Annotated in this window: 15 protein-coding genes; all 15 read left to right on the forward strand. The window is 65.9% G+C overall.

The annotated features are described in order from the left end of the window. Window positions 1-9: 9 nt before the first annotated feature. The 15 genes from JOF56_RS45770 (at window position 10) to JOF56_RS45840 (ending at window position 15,524) form a co-directional block, all read left to right on the forward strand. Window positions 10-666 (forward strand): phage baseplate assembly protein V, encoded by a 657-nt coding sequence (locus JOF56_RS45770; protein WP_209645779.1) that lies wholly within the window; start codon window positions 10-12, stop codon window positions 664-666. A 31-nt stretch (window positions 667-697) separates the two neighbouring features. Beyond that, window positions 698-1,087 (forward strand): PAAR domain-containing protein, encoded by a 390-nt coding sequence (locus tag JOF56_RS45775; protein ID WP_209645780.1) that lies wholly within the window; start codon window positions 698-700, stop codon window positions 1,085-1,087. 3 nt (window positions 1,088-1,090) lie between these two features. Further along, a complete protein-coding gene (locus JOF56_RS45780) occupies window positions 1,091-1,510 on the forward strand; it encodes a GPW/gp25 family protein (RefSeq protein ID WP_209645781.1) in 420 nt (139 codons plus the stop codon). Next, window positions 1,507-3,486 (forward strand): putative baseplate assembly protein, encoded by a 1,980-nt coding sequence (locus JOF56_RS45785; protein ID WP_209645782.1) that lies wholly within the window; start codon window positions 1,507-1,509, stop codon window positions 3,484-3,486. The genes JOF56_RS45780 and JOF56_RS45785 overlap by 4 nt, the downstream gene beginning before the upstream one ends. Further along, a complete protein-coding gene (locus JOF56_RS45790) occupies window positions 3,483-4,724 on the forward strand; it encodes a hypothetical protein (protein ID WP_209645783.1) in 1,242 nt (413 codons plus the stop codon). Before JOF56_RS45785 ends, JOF56_RS45790 begins: the two co-directional genes overlap by 4 nt. 10 nt (window positions 4,725-4,734) lie before the next feature. Next, window positions 4,735-5,697 (forward strand): hypothetical protein, encoded by a 963-nt coding sequence (locus tag JOF56_RS45795; protein WP_209645784.1) that lies wholly within the window; start codon window positions 4,735-4,737, stop codon window positions 5,695-5,697. Beyond that, the gene (locus JOF56_RS45800) at window positions 5,694-6,626 is read left to right on the forward strand and encodes a hypothetical protein (RefSeq protein WP_209645785.1); all 933 of its coding nucleotides are present in this window, start codon (window positions 5,694-5,696) and stop codon (window positions 6,624-6,626) included. Before JOF56_RS45795 ends, JOF56_RS45800 begins: the two co-directional genes overlap by 4 nt. Then, on the forward strand, window positions 6,623-7,573 hold the full coding sequence (locus JOF56_RS45805; RefSeq protein WP_209645786.1) for a hypothetical protein: 951 nt from the start codon (window positions 6,623-6,625) through the stop codon (window positions 7,571-7,573). The genes JOF56_RS45800 and JOF56_RS45805 overlap by 4 nt, the downstream gene beginning before the upstream one ends. A 25-nt stretch (window positions 7,574-7,598) precedes the next feature. After that, window positions 7,599-8,897 (forward strand): hypothetical protein, encoded by a 1,299-nt coding sequence (locus tag JOF56_RS45810; protein ID WP_209645787.1) that lies wholly within the window; start codon window positions 7,599-7,601, stop codon window positions 8,895-8,897. A gap of 3 nt (window positions 8,898-8,900) precedes the next feature. After that, entirely contained in the window at window positions 8,901-11,567 is a 2,667-nt protein-coding gene (locus JOF56_RS45815) for a hypothetical protein (protein ID WP_209645788.1), read from the forward strand. Further along, complete coding sequence (locus tag JOF56_RS45820; RefSeq protein ID WP_209645789.1) at window positions 11,564-13,690, forward strand: ATP-binding protein; 2,127 nt, start codon at window positions 11,564-11,566, stop codon at window positions 13,688-13,690. The genes JOF56_RS45815 and JOF56_RS45820 overlap by 4 nt, the downstream gene beginning before the upstream one ends. Beyond that, complete coding sequence (locus JOF56_RS45825) at window positions 13,672-14,007, forward strand: hypothetical protein (RefSeq protein WP_209645790.1); 336 nt, start codon at window positions 13,672-13,674, stop codon at window positions 14,005-14,007. Before JOF56_RS45820 ends, JOF56_RS45825 begins: the two co-directional genes overlap by 19 nt. A gap of 28 nt (window positions 14,008-14,035) precedes the next feature. Further along, the gene (locus JOF56_RS45830) at window positions 14,036-14,686 is read left to right on the forward strand and encodes a hypothetical protein (protein ID WP_209645791.1); all 651 of its coding nucleotides are present in this window, start codon (window positions 14,036-14,038) and stop codon (window positions 14,684-14,686) included. 96 nt (window positions 14,687-14,782) lie between these two features. After that, window positions 14,783-15,220 (forward strand): hypothetical protein, encoded by a 438-nt coding sequence (locus tag JOF56_RS45835; protein WP_209645792.1) that lies wholly within the window; start codon window positions 14,783-14,785, stop codon window positions 15,218-15,220. Then, window positions 15,195-15,524: a hypothetical protein gene (locus JOF56_RS45840; protein ID WP_209645793.1), complete on the forward strand. Its 330-nt coding sequence runs from the start codon at window positions 15,195-15,197 to the stop codon at window positions 15,522-15,524. Before JOF56_RS45835 ends, JOF56_RS45840 begins: the two co-directional genes overlap by 26 nt. Window positions 15,525-15,721: the final 197 nt, after the last annotated feature.

Here is a 15,721-nt window from a genome sequence, read left to right on the forward strand (position 1 = left end):
AGACACCCGATGCCACCTCCCGCCGGGCACGGCCTGCTGGTCGGTCTCGTGATCGACCTGAACGATCCGGAACACCTCGGCCGGGTGAAGGTCAGCTATCCGGAACTGGGCGACGCCCGCAGCGACTGGGCCAGGCTGGTCACCCCGATGGCGGGCAAACACCGGGGAATGGTGTTCCGGCCGGAGAAGGGCGACGAGGTGCTGGTCGGCTTCCTCCAGGGCGACAGCCGGGCGCCTTACGTCCTAGGTGCCGTATGGAACGCCCCGGACCCTCCCCCGCCCGACGACGGCAAGCCGGCCGAGAACAACTGGCGGTTCATCACCTCCCGCAGCGGCCACGTGATCCGGTTCGACGACACCCCCGGCAAGGAGAAGATCGAGGTGATCGACAAGGGCAAGAAGTGCTCGGTGACCATCGACAGCACCAGCGACCAGATCACCGTCAAGGCGGGCTCCGGCGGGATCAAGCTGTCCGCACCGGACGGTGCGATCACGCTGTCGGGCAAGACCATCGAGCTGGACGCGACCACCTCGCTCAAGGCGAAGGCCGGGCAGGGCGTCGAGCTGACCGCGGGCACATCACTGAAAGCCGAGGCCGGGACCACGTTGTCCACCACCGCCGGGCAGAAGGTCACCATCCGCGGACTGACCGTCGACATCAACTAGCCAGGCATTCCTTCTGAAGGGGAAACACGTCATGGGCAAACCGGCCGCGAAACTCGGAGACCGGGTCACCGCGATGGACACCCACCTGGTACAGCCGCCTGGCACAGCGCCACCGGCCCCGGTGCCGTTGCCGTTCAACGGCACCCTGGTCGGGCAGGTGTCCCGCGACGTCCGGATCGAGGGCAGGCCCGCGGCCACCGTCGGCAGCACGGCGACGAACCTGCCGCCGCACATTCCGCCGGGCGGGACGTTCGTCAAGCCCCCGACCAACCAGGGCCGGGTCGTCCTCGGCAGCCTCACGGTCCGGATCAACGGAAAATCCGCCGCCCGCGCCGGAGATCCGGTGCTGACCTGCAACGATCCGGTCGATCTTCCGGTCGGCAGGGTGATGGCGACGAGCACTGTGCAGTTCGGGGGGTGAAGTATGGGCATCGACATGCTCGGTAAGGGGATGGCGTTCCCCGTCCGATGGGACGTGACCGGCCGGCCCCGGCTGGCCGAGGGCTCGGCCAAGATCCAGCAGGCGATCCTGATGATCATGGCGACCGCGCCCGGCGAGCGCGTCATGCGCCCCGACTTCGGCTGCGGCATCCACGACCTGGTGTTCCAGCCGAACACCGCGACCCTGCACGGCGTGGTGATCCAGCAGGTCCAGGTGGCGCTCACCCGGTGGGAGCCACGGATCGACCTGCTGGACGTGGGCGTCGACGTCTCGCCCGACACGCCGAACTGCCTGCTGATCCGGGTCGACTACCGGATACGGGCGAACAACGCGACGCAGAACGTGGTCTACCCGTTCTTCCTCAGCGAGGGCGACGCCGCCGTGAGCGGAGGCCGGCGATGAGCCTCGACTTCCCCGACCTCGACACCCGGTCCTACGACGAGCTGGTCGCCGAGGCACAGCGGCGGATCGTCCGGTTCGTGCCGGAGTGGACCGACTTCAACCCCAGCGATCCGGGCACCGCACTGGTCGAGCTGTTCTGCTGGCTCACCGAAACCCTGCTGTACGAGACCAACCGGATGCCCGACCTGGCGTACGTGAAATTCCTCGAACTGGTCGGCTTCTCCCAGGCCGCCGCGGTCCCGGCCACTGTGGACCTCACGTTCGTCCCGATGGCCCAGGTGACCGGCGTGCGAGTTCCCAGGGGGACGCGGGCATCGGCCACCGGCTCCGACGGGGCGCCGGTGGTGTTCGAGACAGACGACGACCTGGCTCTGGTGTCGTATCCCCTGACCGACATCTGGATCCGGCACCAGGACAAGTACTCGTCGGTGCGCCGGCCCTCGGTCGACGCACCGCCCACCTACCGGCCGTTCGGCTGCCGGCCGATCCAGGGTGACGCGCTGCTCCTGGGGTTCGCCCCGATGGCTCCGGTCCCCGACGGTGTGCCCCCACCAACCGCCTGTTTCCCCGAACTGCTCCGACTGCACGTGACGGTGCCGCCGGAGGCGGGTGTGCTCAAGACGCTCAGCGCGGCGGAGGTGCGGGAGCTGCCGGATCCACCCGTGACCCTGGCGTGGGAGTACCAGACGCGTCGCGGTACCGGCCAAGCTCTCGAATGGCGTCCGTTGTCCTTGCTGACCGACGGGACCGGCCGGCTGACCCACGAGGGCTATCTGGTGATCGCCGGCCCGCACGACGTCCCGTTGACATCTGTCGACGAAGTACCCGAGGAGCGCTACTGGCTGCGGTGCCGGTTGGCTGACGGCGCCTACGCCGACGACCTGGAGCCGTTGGTCAAGGCGGTGTCGTTCAACACCATCACCGCTCGCAACCTGGTCACTGAGTACGAGGAACTGCTGGGGCATGCCGAGGGGCATCCCACCGAGACCTACCAGCTCCGGCAGACCCCGGTCGATGCGGACAGCCTCGTGGTGGAGACACGGCAGGACGACGGCACCACCCAACGCTGGCAGGCCAAGTCCGACCTGCTCTCCTCCGGTCCGGCCGATCCGGACTTCGCGCTGGAACCCACCACAGGGGTGGTCACTTTCGGGGACGGCCGCAACGGCCTGATCCCATCGGCTGACACCGAGGTCGTGGCCGCGAGCTACCGGCACGGCGGAGGCATCCGGGGCAACGTGCCCGCCGGGGCGGTGCTGACCCTGCTGGCCGAGCTTCCCGGGGTCGATCACGTCACCAACCACCGGCCCGCAACCGGCGGCGCCGACCGGCAGTCGCTCGACGAACTCAGGACGCACGCGAAAGCGATGCTGCGCAACCAGCGCCGCGCGGTGACGGCTGAGGACTATGTCACCTTCGCCCGGCAGGTTCCCGGCGTGGCCGATGCGGCCGCGCTACCACTGGTTCACCCGGACTATCCGGACAAGCAGGTTCCCGGCGTGGTCACGGTTGTCATCGCAGCGCGGCGTGAGGCGTATGGACCGCTCGTGGATCCCGTGCTGCTCGCCAAGGTCTGTCAGCGGCTGGAGCAGGTTCGCCTCCTCGCCACCGAGTTGCACGTCCGCCAGCCGGATCTGGTCGAGTTCACCATCGAGATCACGCTGAGACGTGTCCCCTCGGTCGCGACCGAGGATCTCCTCTCCTCGGACGTGACCGAGGCGGTGAACCGGTTCATGGACCCCTTCGCCCCTGGCCCAGGTGCGATGTTCCGCGCCGAGCTGCGGTTCGCCGACCTGTGGAGCGAACTGCTGTCGATGGCCGGGGTCCGTGCCGTGACCAAGCTCAATGTGGAGTACGGGAAGGACAAGAAGAAACCGGACGAAAACACCTACATGGCACGCCTTGAGCCCGGACAACTCGCCGTACTCAAACCCGACGGCGTCACGGTGACGTTCCAGAACGGTGGCAACGAATGAGGCCGAGGGGACCGACACACTGGCTGCTGAACCGGCTGACCGGATGGCGCACGGCTACCTGCGCTGACGTGTCCGACGACGCGGACCTGAAGTTGCTTCCGACCGCCCGGGGGGTGGGCACCTGGACCAGTCTGGTGCTGGACAGCCGAATCGACCGGTGCGTGTGGGACCAGGTGGAACTGGTCTTCTCCGGCATGCCGGAACAGTGCGTGGTCACGGTGGAGACGGCATCGTTCGACCAGTCGCCGTGGCAGATCGACGAACGGGACTGGACCCGCTGCGGCGAACACCACGCGCCGAACAGCCTGGGCACACACACCGTCGACTGGCCGGTCCGGTCCAGGCCAGGCCGCTATCTCGCCGTCCGGCTGTGTCTGTCGGGTCACGACAGTGGTACGCCCGCTGTCCATGCGCTGCGGGTGCACTATCCCAGGTCGTCGTGGCTGGACTTCCTGCCCGCGGTGTTCCGCGCCGACGATGAGAGCCGGGACGTGCTGGATCGCTTTCTCGGTGCGCTCGCCGGAAGTTGGGATCCGATCACCGCCCGCATCCGCGACCTGCCCGCGACGCTTGATCCAGGTGCTGTGCCAGGTGGCGTGCCCATGAGGTTGCTGGCGAGCTGGTTCGGCATCGCGCTGACGACCGGACCCATGGCCTCCACGGAGACCCTTCAGTACGAACGCGAACGCAGGGTGCTGCGCGCCGGCATCGCGGCGTCGCAGATCAGGGGCACCCCAGCAGCACTACGCATATTGCTGATCGCGTTGCTGACCAGTCTGACCGGCGTCGACGTCGCGCGTACGCACTATCCGGTTCTGCTTGAAGGGAGGCCATCGGTCGGTGGATGGTTCGCCCTTTGCCGACCGGACCGGGCGGTGCTGGGCGGCCCGACCCGGTTGTGGGGTGCGGAGGCTGTCGGGCGACTGCAGATCGGGACCTACTCCCAGGTGGGGAAGGCCAGGCTTGTCGGCGTCGGCGATCCGGCCAAGGACGCCACCAACGTCATGACGACCGGGCACCACTTTCGAGTCTTCCTGCCGTCTGCCTGGCTCGACAGGCCCGGGGTGCGATCCGCGGTCATCACGCTGATCGAGGCCGAGCGACCGGCCACGGCCGGCTACGAACTCTGCGAGGTGGCGGATCGGGTTGTCGTTGGGCAGCAAGCCACTGTCGGTGTCGACACCATCGTGTCACCACCCCCTGCCTTCCATCCCACCGCGACCACGGATTCGAGGTGACACCCCGGTGATGCCCAGCACCTGGCAGCTCGAACGCAACCGGTACTTCACCGGAAAGGCGATGGCGGCGAGGGACTTCGCCGCTGACCCGGACTACTTGTTGGGCGTTCACCGGGCGCACAACCGGCTGTGCCACGGGTGGGGAGTCCTCGATGGTCTCACCGTCACTGTCGACCAGACGACGACCAGATGCGTCCGGGTCGCTCCTGGTGTCGCGCTCGACAGGAACGGCCGGGAGGTGATCGTCAGCACGGGTTTGAGTGCCACCGTGGATCTCTATGCCCTGCCCGCTCTGCTGTGTGTCCAGTACGCCGAGGACGAGATCGAACCGGTCCCACCGGTGTCCGTCGCATCAGCCGATGCGACGGCGTCCGAGTACAACCGAGTTCGGGAGAACCCTAAAACCACATGGATCACCGACACCGCCCGGTGGCAGCAGATCGTCACCGACGACCGCGCCGACCTGACCTGCGACGAGCTGGACCTGATTCCGCTCGCCGTCGTCCGCAGTAACGGACAATCCTTTGTGGTCCAGCCAGTGCGACGACCGCTGTTCTCGCCGAGCCGGTTGACTCGGATCTCGTCGGTGAACTGGCAGCACGACAGAACGTCGCCCCTGCGCGACCTGACTGTGACGTTCGACCGCCGGCTGCACGCCACCGCGCACGGCGTTTCGGCGAACACCTTTCTCGTCTACTCGGCCGAGCACCCGTTCGCGGATCGGACGAGGCTGCTGTGTCCACAAGGGATGGAGCCGGTGCTGGACGAGAACAGGACTGTCGTCACGTACCCGGTTTCCCCTGTCCCGGTGGGACACTGGGTTTACGTGTCGCTGCTCTGCGACTTCCTCACCGATGAGAACGGTAGTCAGATCGACGGCAGCCATCTCGGCGGCCGCTTGCCGACCGGCAACGGCGTCCCCGGTGGTGTGTTCGACAGTTGGTTCCAGGTCGACGTGGAGGTGACGCCATGACGACGCACCCGACATTCGCCTGTGGACAGGTTCTGACCAGTGACGACCTCAACGGGATCATCTCCTGGGTCACGTCGATCCGGCAGTTGGCCGCGCAACGGGACGGCTGGGGCGTCCTCCAGGGTCTGGAGGTGTCCGCTGTGACTGGCACGGTGACGGTCGGTCCCGGGCACGCGATCAGCCCTACGGGCGACGACCTGATAGTGGCGAATGCTCAGCAGCTGACCCTCGAGCAGAAAGCGGGAACATACGACGTCAACATCGCCTACGCCGAGACCGAAAGTGGCGACCACGACCACCCTCTGGTCAGCGACGATGTCACGATCACCGTAAGCCCGGCAGCGAACACAACTGCCGTGGTGAATGAAGCCATCGCCGGGGCGAGGGAGCTCAAGCTCGAGCCCAGCAACAAGAAAACCCTGCAGGATTGGCTGGGACATCTCGTCGATGCGCATCCGTCCGGTGGTTTCTGCTTTCAGCGCGAGTGGATCACCGGTACATGGGGACCACTGCCTGGTTACTTCGTTCAGCTGCTCGGTTGGTGGGCGGCCGACATGTTCCGGACCGCCGCCGAAGAACGACCTTCCAGCAACGAACTGCTCCTTGCCCAGGTGATTGTGGCTGAAAACGGGCCACCGACAGTGGACAACACAGTGCGCAAGATGCTGCACGCGACGTCGGGCGGTGCGGTACCACCAACCGACGCCTACGGCCGCGGATTGAGTGAGGCGACCGCCACGCTTACCGGGCGTGGTGTGGTCGTGTCCGAATGGACGGAGTGGAATCCGGCCACCGTTGCGGACGTGAGCGCCCTGTTCCCGGCTCCGGCCGTCGGCCCAGGAACCTTGGTTCAGGTCCGGCATGCCGTGCCACCAAACGGAAAAACGCCCTTGGTAGTGGGTGCGCAGAAGATTGCTGTCCTGCCGTGACCGATTCCCCAGTGCCCCAGCCGGCCTACCCGCAACGCCCTCGCTACCTGGAGGGACAGGTTCTGGGTCTGTGCGACCTGGTCGGTGAACAGGGCTACCGGGTCGACATGCGCTACCGGCACGAGCTCGAACTCCATGATGGCAACCCGGCATTCGACGAGACCACGGCGCCCGGCACCGGCAAGCAGGTCGTCGCCGCTGCCGTTCAGGCCCCTGGGGGTGCGGAGATGGTGCTCGAACCCACGTTCACCGTGCGCGTTCCCGGTGCCCAGGGCAGCGTTCGAGAGCTGTTGTGCGTCGCCCCTGACGGCGTGTGCGCAGTGGCAGAACCCCTGACTGCCCAGGATATGACAGTCGACGTACTGGAGATCGGTTCGACCGAGGAGCCACAGGCTCGGGCCATGCCCTGGAACTGTCATCGCCCAGGAGGAGCTGAGAGGCGCGAGTCCCGAATCGAGTTGGAGTCTCCACTCATACCTGGCGCCGTGGACCGCAGCCGGTTCGTCGTCGGCCTGTCGTCCTCGCGATCGACTTTCGACCCGATGCTCACGGTCGACGCCGGCGGCAACACCGCGGTCCGCGGGCGGCTCAAGGTCCGCGGCCCGATAGTCCACGCCGCGCCGGATGGGGTTCCAGCGGAAACTCCGGCTCTCGGCGTATCAGTCCGGCTGGGACAAGACGAGCCGGATTCCAGCACCAGCACGAAACCAGTGGACATCCTGGCTATGAACCTTTCCGCGAAGCTGATCCGTACGTCGACCTTTCTGCTGGTCACCGACGCGCGGGAACCGAAGGTCGTCAGTCGCCGGCCGTTCCTGCGCAGCGGAGACGTGATCTCGGTCAGCACCACTGTGGACAGCGCCGTCCAGAAGGTGACAGCGAGCGTGTTCGGGGTGCTGCCGGGCGGTGTGCTGTGTCATGCCAGCGCAGTGCTCGACCTGTCTTGACCGATCTGACGCACCGGAGGCGAGGATGTCGAACGGTTCGGCAAAGCGAGTTCAGTACCAGGACCACCAGATCCTGCGGCTTCAGGACTTCACCGACGAGCAGGACTACCACGTCGCCATGCGCCGGCGCCACAACCTTTCAGGCCACGCTTGGGGTATCGCGTCCGGCCTCGACGTGATTCTCGACAACGGCAACCTGTTCGTCCAACCGGGATTCGCCGTGGACGGTTACGGCAGGGAGCTGGTACTTGCCACACGCATCCAGGTGTCGTCGATCGAGCTGAGAACCGATGGTCAGTTCACCTACGACCTGTACCTGTGCTACCGGGAGAAGTCGACTGACCCGGCACAGGCGGCGTTCGACGCGACGAAACGGGACACCCGCTGGACGGAACACCCGGACATCTTCGTGAATGACGTGCCCCAGCCCTCCGTCGCCCAGGATCCGGACCATCCACCGACGGTGCCCGCCTGTGACTGGTCGTTCGACGCCACTCGCCCACCGCCGCCCGCGGACAAACCGTGGCCGGTGTTCCTGGCCAGGATCACCACCCACCCCACCGACCCCCCGTCGTTCACCGTTGACTCCGGCCATCGCCGCTATGTCCGGGTCATCGCCGCAAGGGTCGAAAACCCGAGAAAGACCACTGTGGTGAATGTCGGTCTGAAACAATTCTCCGTGGAGGTCGGGAAGAGCAGGACAAAGAAGACCAAGGTGTTCACCGCGTCCGCCGAGGGGGTCGCGGTGACCGATGGCCTGAAGGTGGCCGGAGGGCTCACGATCGACAGTGGCCCGCTGCAGTTCGCCAAGCCGGCCGGCACTCCGATACCCAGTGACGCCCAACCCTGGCGGATGTACCGAGCGGAGACCGGTTATCGCGAACTCCGGGTCGAACTACCCGCCGAGGAAGACGGCGATGGGCCGAACACTCTGGCCATCGGGGCGTGGTCGCAGCAGGAGCAGAAGTTCCTGCCCTGCCTGACCGTCGCCTCCGATCACACCGTCACCGTGGATGGCACCTTGGTGGTTCGGGGCACGATAGATGGCGTCCCCGGTGGGGGTGCGGCCCAGGACGAGAACCTCCCGCTGGCCATGGCCGCTCTGCTCGCCGCCGCCGACGACACCCTTGCCGCCATGGCCATCGGTCTGGTCCAGAATTACCCGGAGACGGCGAAAACACTGGCCGGCAAGCTTTCAGCGCCGGTACTGGCCGCTGGGCTTGCCCAGAATCCGGCGGCTGTCAGTGAGTTCGCCGACGAATTGGTGCGCAACCACCCGGCGGTCGTTCAGGCCTTGCGCGTTGCCCTGAACCGGGAGACGTGAGCAGTGGATGGCCGGATCGGCTCGCTGCACTGTGAGTACCTGGTGAGCCAACGGGAGGATGCCGAGGCGCTCGACCAGATCGCCCGCACGACGCTCCCCGGCGCGCTGGACACCGCGCTCACAGCGTTGGCCGGTATCGGCGAGGCCGTGTACGTATGCCGGGACGTTCGATCCGACTGCGTACTCGACCCGCACGCGCCGGACCTCGCCCGTCGCTGGGCCGAGGCGCTCGCCGGTTCGATCAGCCGCGCGATCGGCGACAACCGGCACGACCAGGTGAACGTGATGCGGTTCGCCGACCAGGCCGACTACACCGCACGCTATCTCGCCGACCATGTGCATGGTCGTGCCGCTGGTCGCTGGTACTACCGCCCACTGGCCCGGTCCGGTCACCGTCCATCCGATGTCGCGGTGCTCGACGCGATCCGTGGCCCGTCCGCCGGGGAGGTACTGGCGGCCCTGCATCGACAGGGAACACTGCCGGACGTTCTGAGCGTGTTGGACGACGCAGCCCTCGCCGCAGTGGCCGAACAGGCGCTGCTCCCAGTTGAACAGACATCAGCCACGGGAGATCCACTCCTGACGGCCGCGATCCAGATTGCCAGTAGCTGTGCATTATGGACAGATGAGGCGGTGGTCCCGAAGGACATCGTCGTTGAGGTGCGGGATTGGCGCTCGCCTACAGCGTTGACTGAGGCCGTGATCGACGCTCTGCGTCAGCTTGAGCATCGGGGTCTGCTCCGTCGTAGTGGGGCCGTGTTGCCGGATGAGGTGCGACCCGAATTCGGGTGGCTGGACTTGACGCGGATTGACCAATGGCTGTCGGTTCCGGATGTCCCTCTGGCTCCTGATGCGGTGATATTGGCCCAGGAGAGGCGACCGATCTTCCCAGCGGCGCTCTTCGTCTGGCCGCCATCCGCGGTCGAGCAGCCTGGCATTGCTGAACTCGTTCACTTCGCCGCAGCACTGAACCTGGCATTTCCCGGCGAGACAGCACAGCCCAGCAGGCGCCCCTCCGCGGCGAACCTACTGGACCATCATCTATCCACTATGGCCGGTCAGTTCGCCAGAGCTACAGCCAGCCTCGACAGAACACCACTACTACTGGGATCCGCCCCCACACTTGCCGCCGAGGGGCATGACTGGACCAACCCCCACACCGCCACACCCGAAGCAGCAGACAGGCAGCCACCCACCCAGACCACCACATCACCGAACCTCACACTCCCTGGCGAAACAACACAACCCAGCAGACGACTACCCCCAGTGAACCTACTGGACCACTGGCTGTCCACTATGGCCAACCAACTCATCAAGACAGCAACCAACCTCGGCGGAACACCAGTACTCCTCGGATTCAACACCGCACCCACCACCGAAAGACCCAACCCCCACATCACACCCGAAGCAGAACCGTCACGACTCCTGCTTCCGGGTCGCAGTGGGCAACGCCCGGACACCGGCACGAGATCGCACAGCGGCGGCCCGGCGTTCTCAGCCGGTCCCGGTTTTCCTCTGCTCGACACCGGATCGGTCCTTCGCACCCACGAGAGCGTGCTCGCCGGATGGAGGATCGCGATGGCGGACAGACTGGGTAGGGTTCCGGTCGAACTCGGCCCGGCCACCACTTCGACGCCGGCCCCGGAGTCAGACGTGATGCGTCACTTACCGGCCGACGTCGGCAGTGGGGTCGAACTCAGTGGTGCTCAGATACCAGCTACGGCGACCCCGGTGGGCACGCCGCCGCAGACGCAACCTGGTGGACTCGGCGGCAATCTGGCGAAGGTGCGGATGGTGGTGCACCACCTGCTTACCACCGCGCCCGGCGCGGTCGAACTCGGCCAGCGGATCGGCGCCGCCGGGCCTGGGCCCTATTCGACTGTCCTGCTTACCGCGGCCCTGTTCGCCGAGCATCCAGAGTGGACCAACGAGCCCGCCGTCAGCGAGGTGATCACCGAAGCGATGGCCGCTTGGCGCGATCCCGATCGGGTTACGGAATTCGGCGACCTGGCCCGGGTGCTAGCGATGACCGCCGTGAGCACGCCGGAGGAAGTCGTCACCAGTCCGAACGCGGGAGTGTTGCTGTTGCTGCGCTCGGTGGCGGATCTGCGCCTGCCTGCGCTGTTGACCCGCGCCGGTTTCGCCACCGGCCTGTCGGCGACACTGCTGACCGTCGCTGCGCGCCTGACTGGTGCTAACCCGAGCGACCCTGCCGCGCATGTGTTCGCCGGGCTTCCTGAGCAGCCTCTGGACGTACTGCTGGACGTGTGGCGGCAGGCTGACGACGACCGCTGCGCGATGGTCCGCGACGAGGTCATCTCCGCAGCGCGGGCTCAGCGGTTCACACTGGACAGCGATCCCGCCGCCGAACTGCCTGACGGGCTGCTTGGCGTGCCGTCGGCCGACGCCACCATCGGTTTGGTGTCCGTCGCCGTCCTGCGGGCGTGGTCGCGGTGGCTCGGGCAGTTCGCAGGGTCCAGTCTTGGCTACCTGGTTGGTCATTTCCTGTGCCGGGCCGGCACAGTGCACCTGACCGAGGACGAGATCGTGGTTGAGCTGACCGGTGGTCCGCTGGACGTCGTCCTGCAACTCGCCGGATACGACGCGCCCATAGCGACGGTGCCGTGGCTCGGTGGGCGGAGCGTGACCTATCGGATCGGTGCGCGATGAGCGACGACGGATACCCTGACAGCCTCACGCATCTGCGCGACGAACTGGCCCGGGTGTACCTGTTGCTACGCGCGTGCGTCGATCCCGAATCCGACGACGGGGCGGACTGCCGCCGCGAGGCGCAGGAAATGGCGGTTCTGATCGGTAAGCGGGTCACGGCATCGACCGTCCATTTTAGACTTTCCGCGTTGGTCGACGCCTTCGGGCTGGACACCCGCCAGCGAGACGTTGTCCTGCTGTGCTTACTGGCCGAAGTGGACTCCGATAGCAGGCGGCTGGTGAGTGACCTGACCGGCGGCCCGCTCACGGTCGATCTCGTGCTGCGGGCCGTCGTGGCAGATCTGGCCGGGATGCCCGAGACCTGGCTGGTGTTCGCGGCCGAGGGGCCGCTCGTCGGTGATGGCTTGGTCATTGCGGAACCGTCGGGCGCGCTCCAGCTCGCCGACCGGGTCACGCGCCACCTGCTGGGTTCGGACTTGATGGACGACCAGCTGGTGGGAATCGTCCGGCAGGCCGGCCAGGCGCGCTGCCGCGCCGACGTGCTGATGCCGGACCATGACCGGGTCGCGGCCCTGTGCCTTCTGGCAGCCGAACGTGAACCGGCGATGCTCCTGCTGCACGGCCGACCCGGGACCGGGCGCCGGACACTGGCGGCGGCGACCTGCGAGGAAGCCGGAGTCACCTTGCTGGTCGTCGACGTGCGGGCCGCGCTCGCCGGACAGTGGCCGGACATTGTGCGGTTGTGTTACCGAGAGGCGCGCTTGCGTGACGCGGTGATCTGCTGGCACGGCGTCGAACCGGTGATCAACCGCGAGCACGACCACTGGACCGCGCTCGCCCACGCGGCGGCGACATATCCGCGCCTCACCCTGTTGATCGGGGACAACGAGTGGGATCCACCTGGCGCCTCGGTCGGATGCCCATGGCTGCGCGTGGAGCTGGGCACGCCGGGATTCTCCGAACGCTCCCGGTGGTGGCGGTCGATGCTGCCACCGGCTGAGGACTTCGCAGCCCCCGCACCGGACCTGGATGACGTCGCCGCGACGTTGGCCGCGACGTTCCGGCTCACCCCTGGTCAGATCAGTGCCGCGATCGGATCGGCGACCGGGCTGGCCCGCCTGCGGGCACCGGGACCGGCCCGGTTGACCACTGCGGATCTGCAGGAGGCCTGCCGCCGCCAGTGTGGGCGTGGCCTGGTCGCCTTTGCTCGCAGGATGCCTCCGTGCGCGGGGCTGACGCTGGACGACCTCGTGCTGCCCGCTCGTGGCCGCCGCCAGCTCACCGAGCTGGCCACCCGGATCGCCGCACGCGGACGCGTGGTCGACGAACTGGGCTTCGGTGTCCGCCTTGGTCAGGGAACCGGTGTGCTCGCGTTGTTCACCGGTGTCCCCGGAACCGGGAAGACCACCGCGGCCCGGCTGCTCGCCGCTGGTCTCGGCGTGGACCTGCACCGTGTCGATCTGGCCGCGATCGTGAGCAAGTATGTGGGAGAGACCGAGAAGAACCTGGACCAGATCTTCGAGGACGCCGAGCGCACCAATGCCATGTTGTTCTTCGACGAGGCCGACGCCCTGTTCGCCAAGCGCGGCGAGGTCCGGGAATCGCGGGACCGCTGGGCGAACGTGGAGATGGCGTTCCTGCTGCAACGAGTCGAGGAGTTCAGCGGGGTGGTGATCCTCGCGACGAACCTGCGGCAGAACGTCGAACCGGCGCTGCTGCGCCGCCTGCACGCGGTGGTGGACTTCCCGCTGCCGGATGCCGAGTCGCGCCGCCGGATCTGGCGGGGCATGTTTCCCGAGCCGGTCACCCCGCCGGATCCCGCTGAACTCGCCGAGTTGGCCGAGCGGTTCCCGATCTCCGGTGGGGACATCCGCAACGTCGTCATGGACGCGGCGTTCCGTGTGCTGGGCACGGACCGGAACGCCACCACCATCGGGCTGCGTGACCTGGTCGTGTCGGTGGGGCGGGAGTACCGGAAGCTCGGTCTCGCGGTCACCCCGGCTGATTTCGGCGAGCAGTTCCACGAATGGGTGACTCAGGACCTGCTCGCCGTCGACGAGCATCCCATGGTTGACGTTTCTGGTGACAACTCTGGAAGGTGGCCATGTACGGAAACTTCATAGCCGGAACGGTCGGCGCCGACGGAACTCCGGAGATGGGCGAGGGATTCGATTCCGTCTTCGAGAAGGACAAGCCGGGGATTGTCACGGTCACTTTCCGGCCGGAATGGACTTTTGCCGAACCGCCTGCGGTGGTCGCGACCCAGGTGTATCCCGACAAACAAGAATCGGCTATAACACCGAACACGCTGTCCAACGTGGCGGTTCGATGGGTGACGACGCGGGGGTTCCAGATCGCCACAGGAGCACCGAACGGGCTGCCACTGGCCCGGAAGTTCAGCTTTATCGCCGCAGGCATCCTCGGCACGCCCAAGAACTGACCAGTCTTTTCAAGCGGAAGGATGAACAGTGGCGAACAAATTGGCGTGGCGGACTTTCGACGGAAACTCCTGGTCGGACGAAACAGTGGTCGCAGACGTCGAGCAGGTGGCCAACCTGGCGATGGTCGCCGATCAGGGGAACCTGGCCCTCCTGTTCTCGGCGAACACGGAGCAGAAAGTCGTCGTCTTCGACGAGCATGGAAATCCGGCACTACCGGCCAAGAACGACCAGTCGGACGATGCTCGATTCGCTGTCCTGGAACAGCAAACCGCAGCCTACGCCGCACTCACATCGTCGCCTCCTTCGCTGAGGTCGTTCGTTGTGGCGTCGGCCTATTACCGCGGAGCGGTACGATATGTCCACTCCGGAGTCGATCCGACCGGGCCGCTGCTCTGGCAGACCTATCGGCCCGCCACCAACAAGTGGAGTACCAGCGAGTACACCTTTCCCAACACCGCATGCGGGCCCGGACCAGCGGTGTGCGTGTTCGCTGGGGTGTTGCACTGTTTCCATCAGGGAGTGGACAGTGAGAATGGCGACGGGAACACCAACGTCTACTGGTGTGTCAGCGATGGCCTTGACTGGAGCGCCGACCGCGCCACCCCGTTCACGTCACCGTCCGCCCTCGCGATAGCCGCGCACGCGGGCATGCTTTTCTGCGCCTACCTCAGGGACTAGGGGGTGGGTAGAGCGATGCCGCTGACAAAGAAGCGCAAGTGGGGCGCTGTGGCAACTCCGGCACCGGCTGTCCCGACTCCCGGAAGCAGCCATGGCATGTCCGTCGCCGCGGGTGCCCACGTGGCGAAGAAGCCCAGAACGGATCCAGCCAGCGGCCGAACCATTACCCAGGGTGGTGGCACCACGTCGGGTATACATACGCTGAAGGACGGTCCGCCAGGTGGTGGCTCACGACCGTCAAAAGAGGCGTGCACCGACGTCAACGAGTTGAACAAAGCTAAAGAATTCCACATCTTCCATCCAGACGGAACTAAGGAGAACAAACTCAGTGACGACCTGGGTCGCTACCTGCTCAACAACGGACTGGACATCGATGAGACATGGGTTAAGGGTCATCTACAGAATGACAACCTCGGCGGCAAAGGCGATTCGACCAACCTGACCCCCGCTGACCTCGACAGCGAACAAGAACATGTCGAAAAAATTCGAGGAGCCACTCAAAACGGCGGTGGACGCGATCCCGGCATGGCGTAAAAACACGCCATCTCGCGACGCTTCACTCTTAAATGCAGGGTGGCCAAAGTCGAAAGTCCGCAAGATCAGGAAAGGACTCGACGAACTGGCGGTACGGTACGAGGTCAAGGTAAGCGACAACGTCAAGTTTCCGCATTCTCCGAACCCGTTCGAGCGATCGATCCGCGACCATCTGGTGCTGAACGCCGAGTACCTGGGTTTGAATTCGACCCTGAAGGAGTATCTGAAAACAAACGGAAAGAAAATTCCGGATTTCCTGCCGAAAGGCACGAAGATGGACACCGTCGCCAGCAAGATCACATAACCGGAGGACCGGAGGGTGGCCGTGAACATCCGCAAGCGTGTTCGCTGGGGTGTTGCACTGTTTCCTGTACCGCTCAGAACACCAAGCAAGCGTTGAGATTATGGTCCAGTGATCGTGTCATTGCTGTATCACCTGACTCTGTCCTGGTCAAGAATGCGGCAATCCGGTTTGACCTGGGCGATCGTGACATCTGATGA

The organism is Kibdelosporangium banguiense, assembly GCF_017876405.1.
Taxonomy (GTDB): Bacteria; Actinomycetota; Actinomycetes; order Mycobacteriales; family Pseudonocardiaceae; genus Kibdelosporangium; species Kibdelosporangium banguiense.

Bases quoted from the DNA above. Each gene is read 5' to 3' on its own strand.
- JOF56_RS45775 (WP_209645780.1), top strand. From the start codon at position 698: ATGGGCAAACCGGCCGCGAAACTCGGAGACCGGGTCACCGCGATGGAC.
- JOF56_RS45810 (WP_209645787.1), top strand. From the start codon at position 7,599: ATGTCGAACGGTTCGGCAAAGCGAGTTCAGTACCAGGACCACCAGATC.
- JOF56_RS45790 (WP_209645783.1), top strand. From the start codon at position 3,483: ATGAGGCCGAGGGGACCGACACACTGGCTGCTGAACCGGCTGACCGGA.
- JOF56_RS45770 (WP_209645779.1), top strand. From the start codon at position 10: ATGCCACCTCCCGCCGGGCACGGCCTGCTGGTCGGTCTCGTGATCGAC.
- JOF56_RS45780 (WP_209645781.1), top strand. From the start codon at position 1,091: ATGGGCATCGACATGCTCGGTAAGGGGATGGCGTTCCCCGTCCGATGG.
- JOF56_RS45835 (WP_209645792.1), top strand. From the start codon at position 14,783: ATGTCCGTCGCCGCGGGTGCCCACGTGGCGAAGAAGCCCAGAACGGAT.
- JOF56_RS45785 (WP_209645782.1), top strand. From the start codon at position 1,507: ATGAGCCTCGACTTCCCCGACCTCGACACCCGGTCCTACGACGAGCTG.
- JOF56_RS45795 (WP_209645784.1), top strand. From the start codon at position 4,735: ATGCCCAGCACCTGGCAGCTCGAACGCAACCGGTACTTCACCGGAAAG.
- JOF56_RS45800 (WP_209645785.1), top strand. From the start codon at position 5,694: ATGACGACGCACCCGACATTCGCCTGTGGACAGGTTCTGACCAGTGAC.
- JOF56_RS45820 (WP_209645789.1), top strand. From the start codon at position 11,564: ATGAGCGACGACGGATACCCTGACAGCCTCACGCATCTGCGCGACGAA.
- JOF56_RS45825 (WP_209645790.1), top strand. From the start codon at position 13,672: ATGTACGGAAACTTCATAGCCGGAACGGTCGGCGCCGACGGAACTCCG.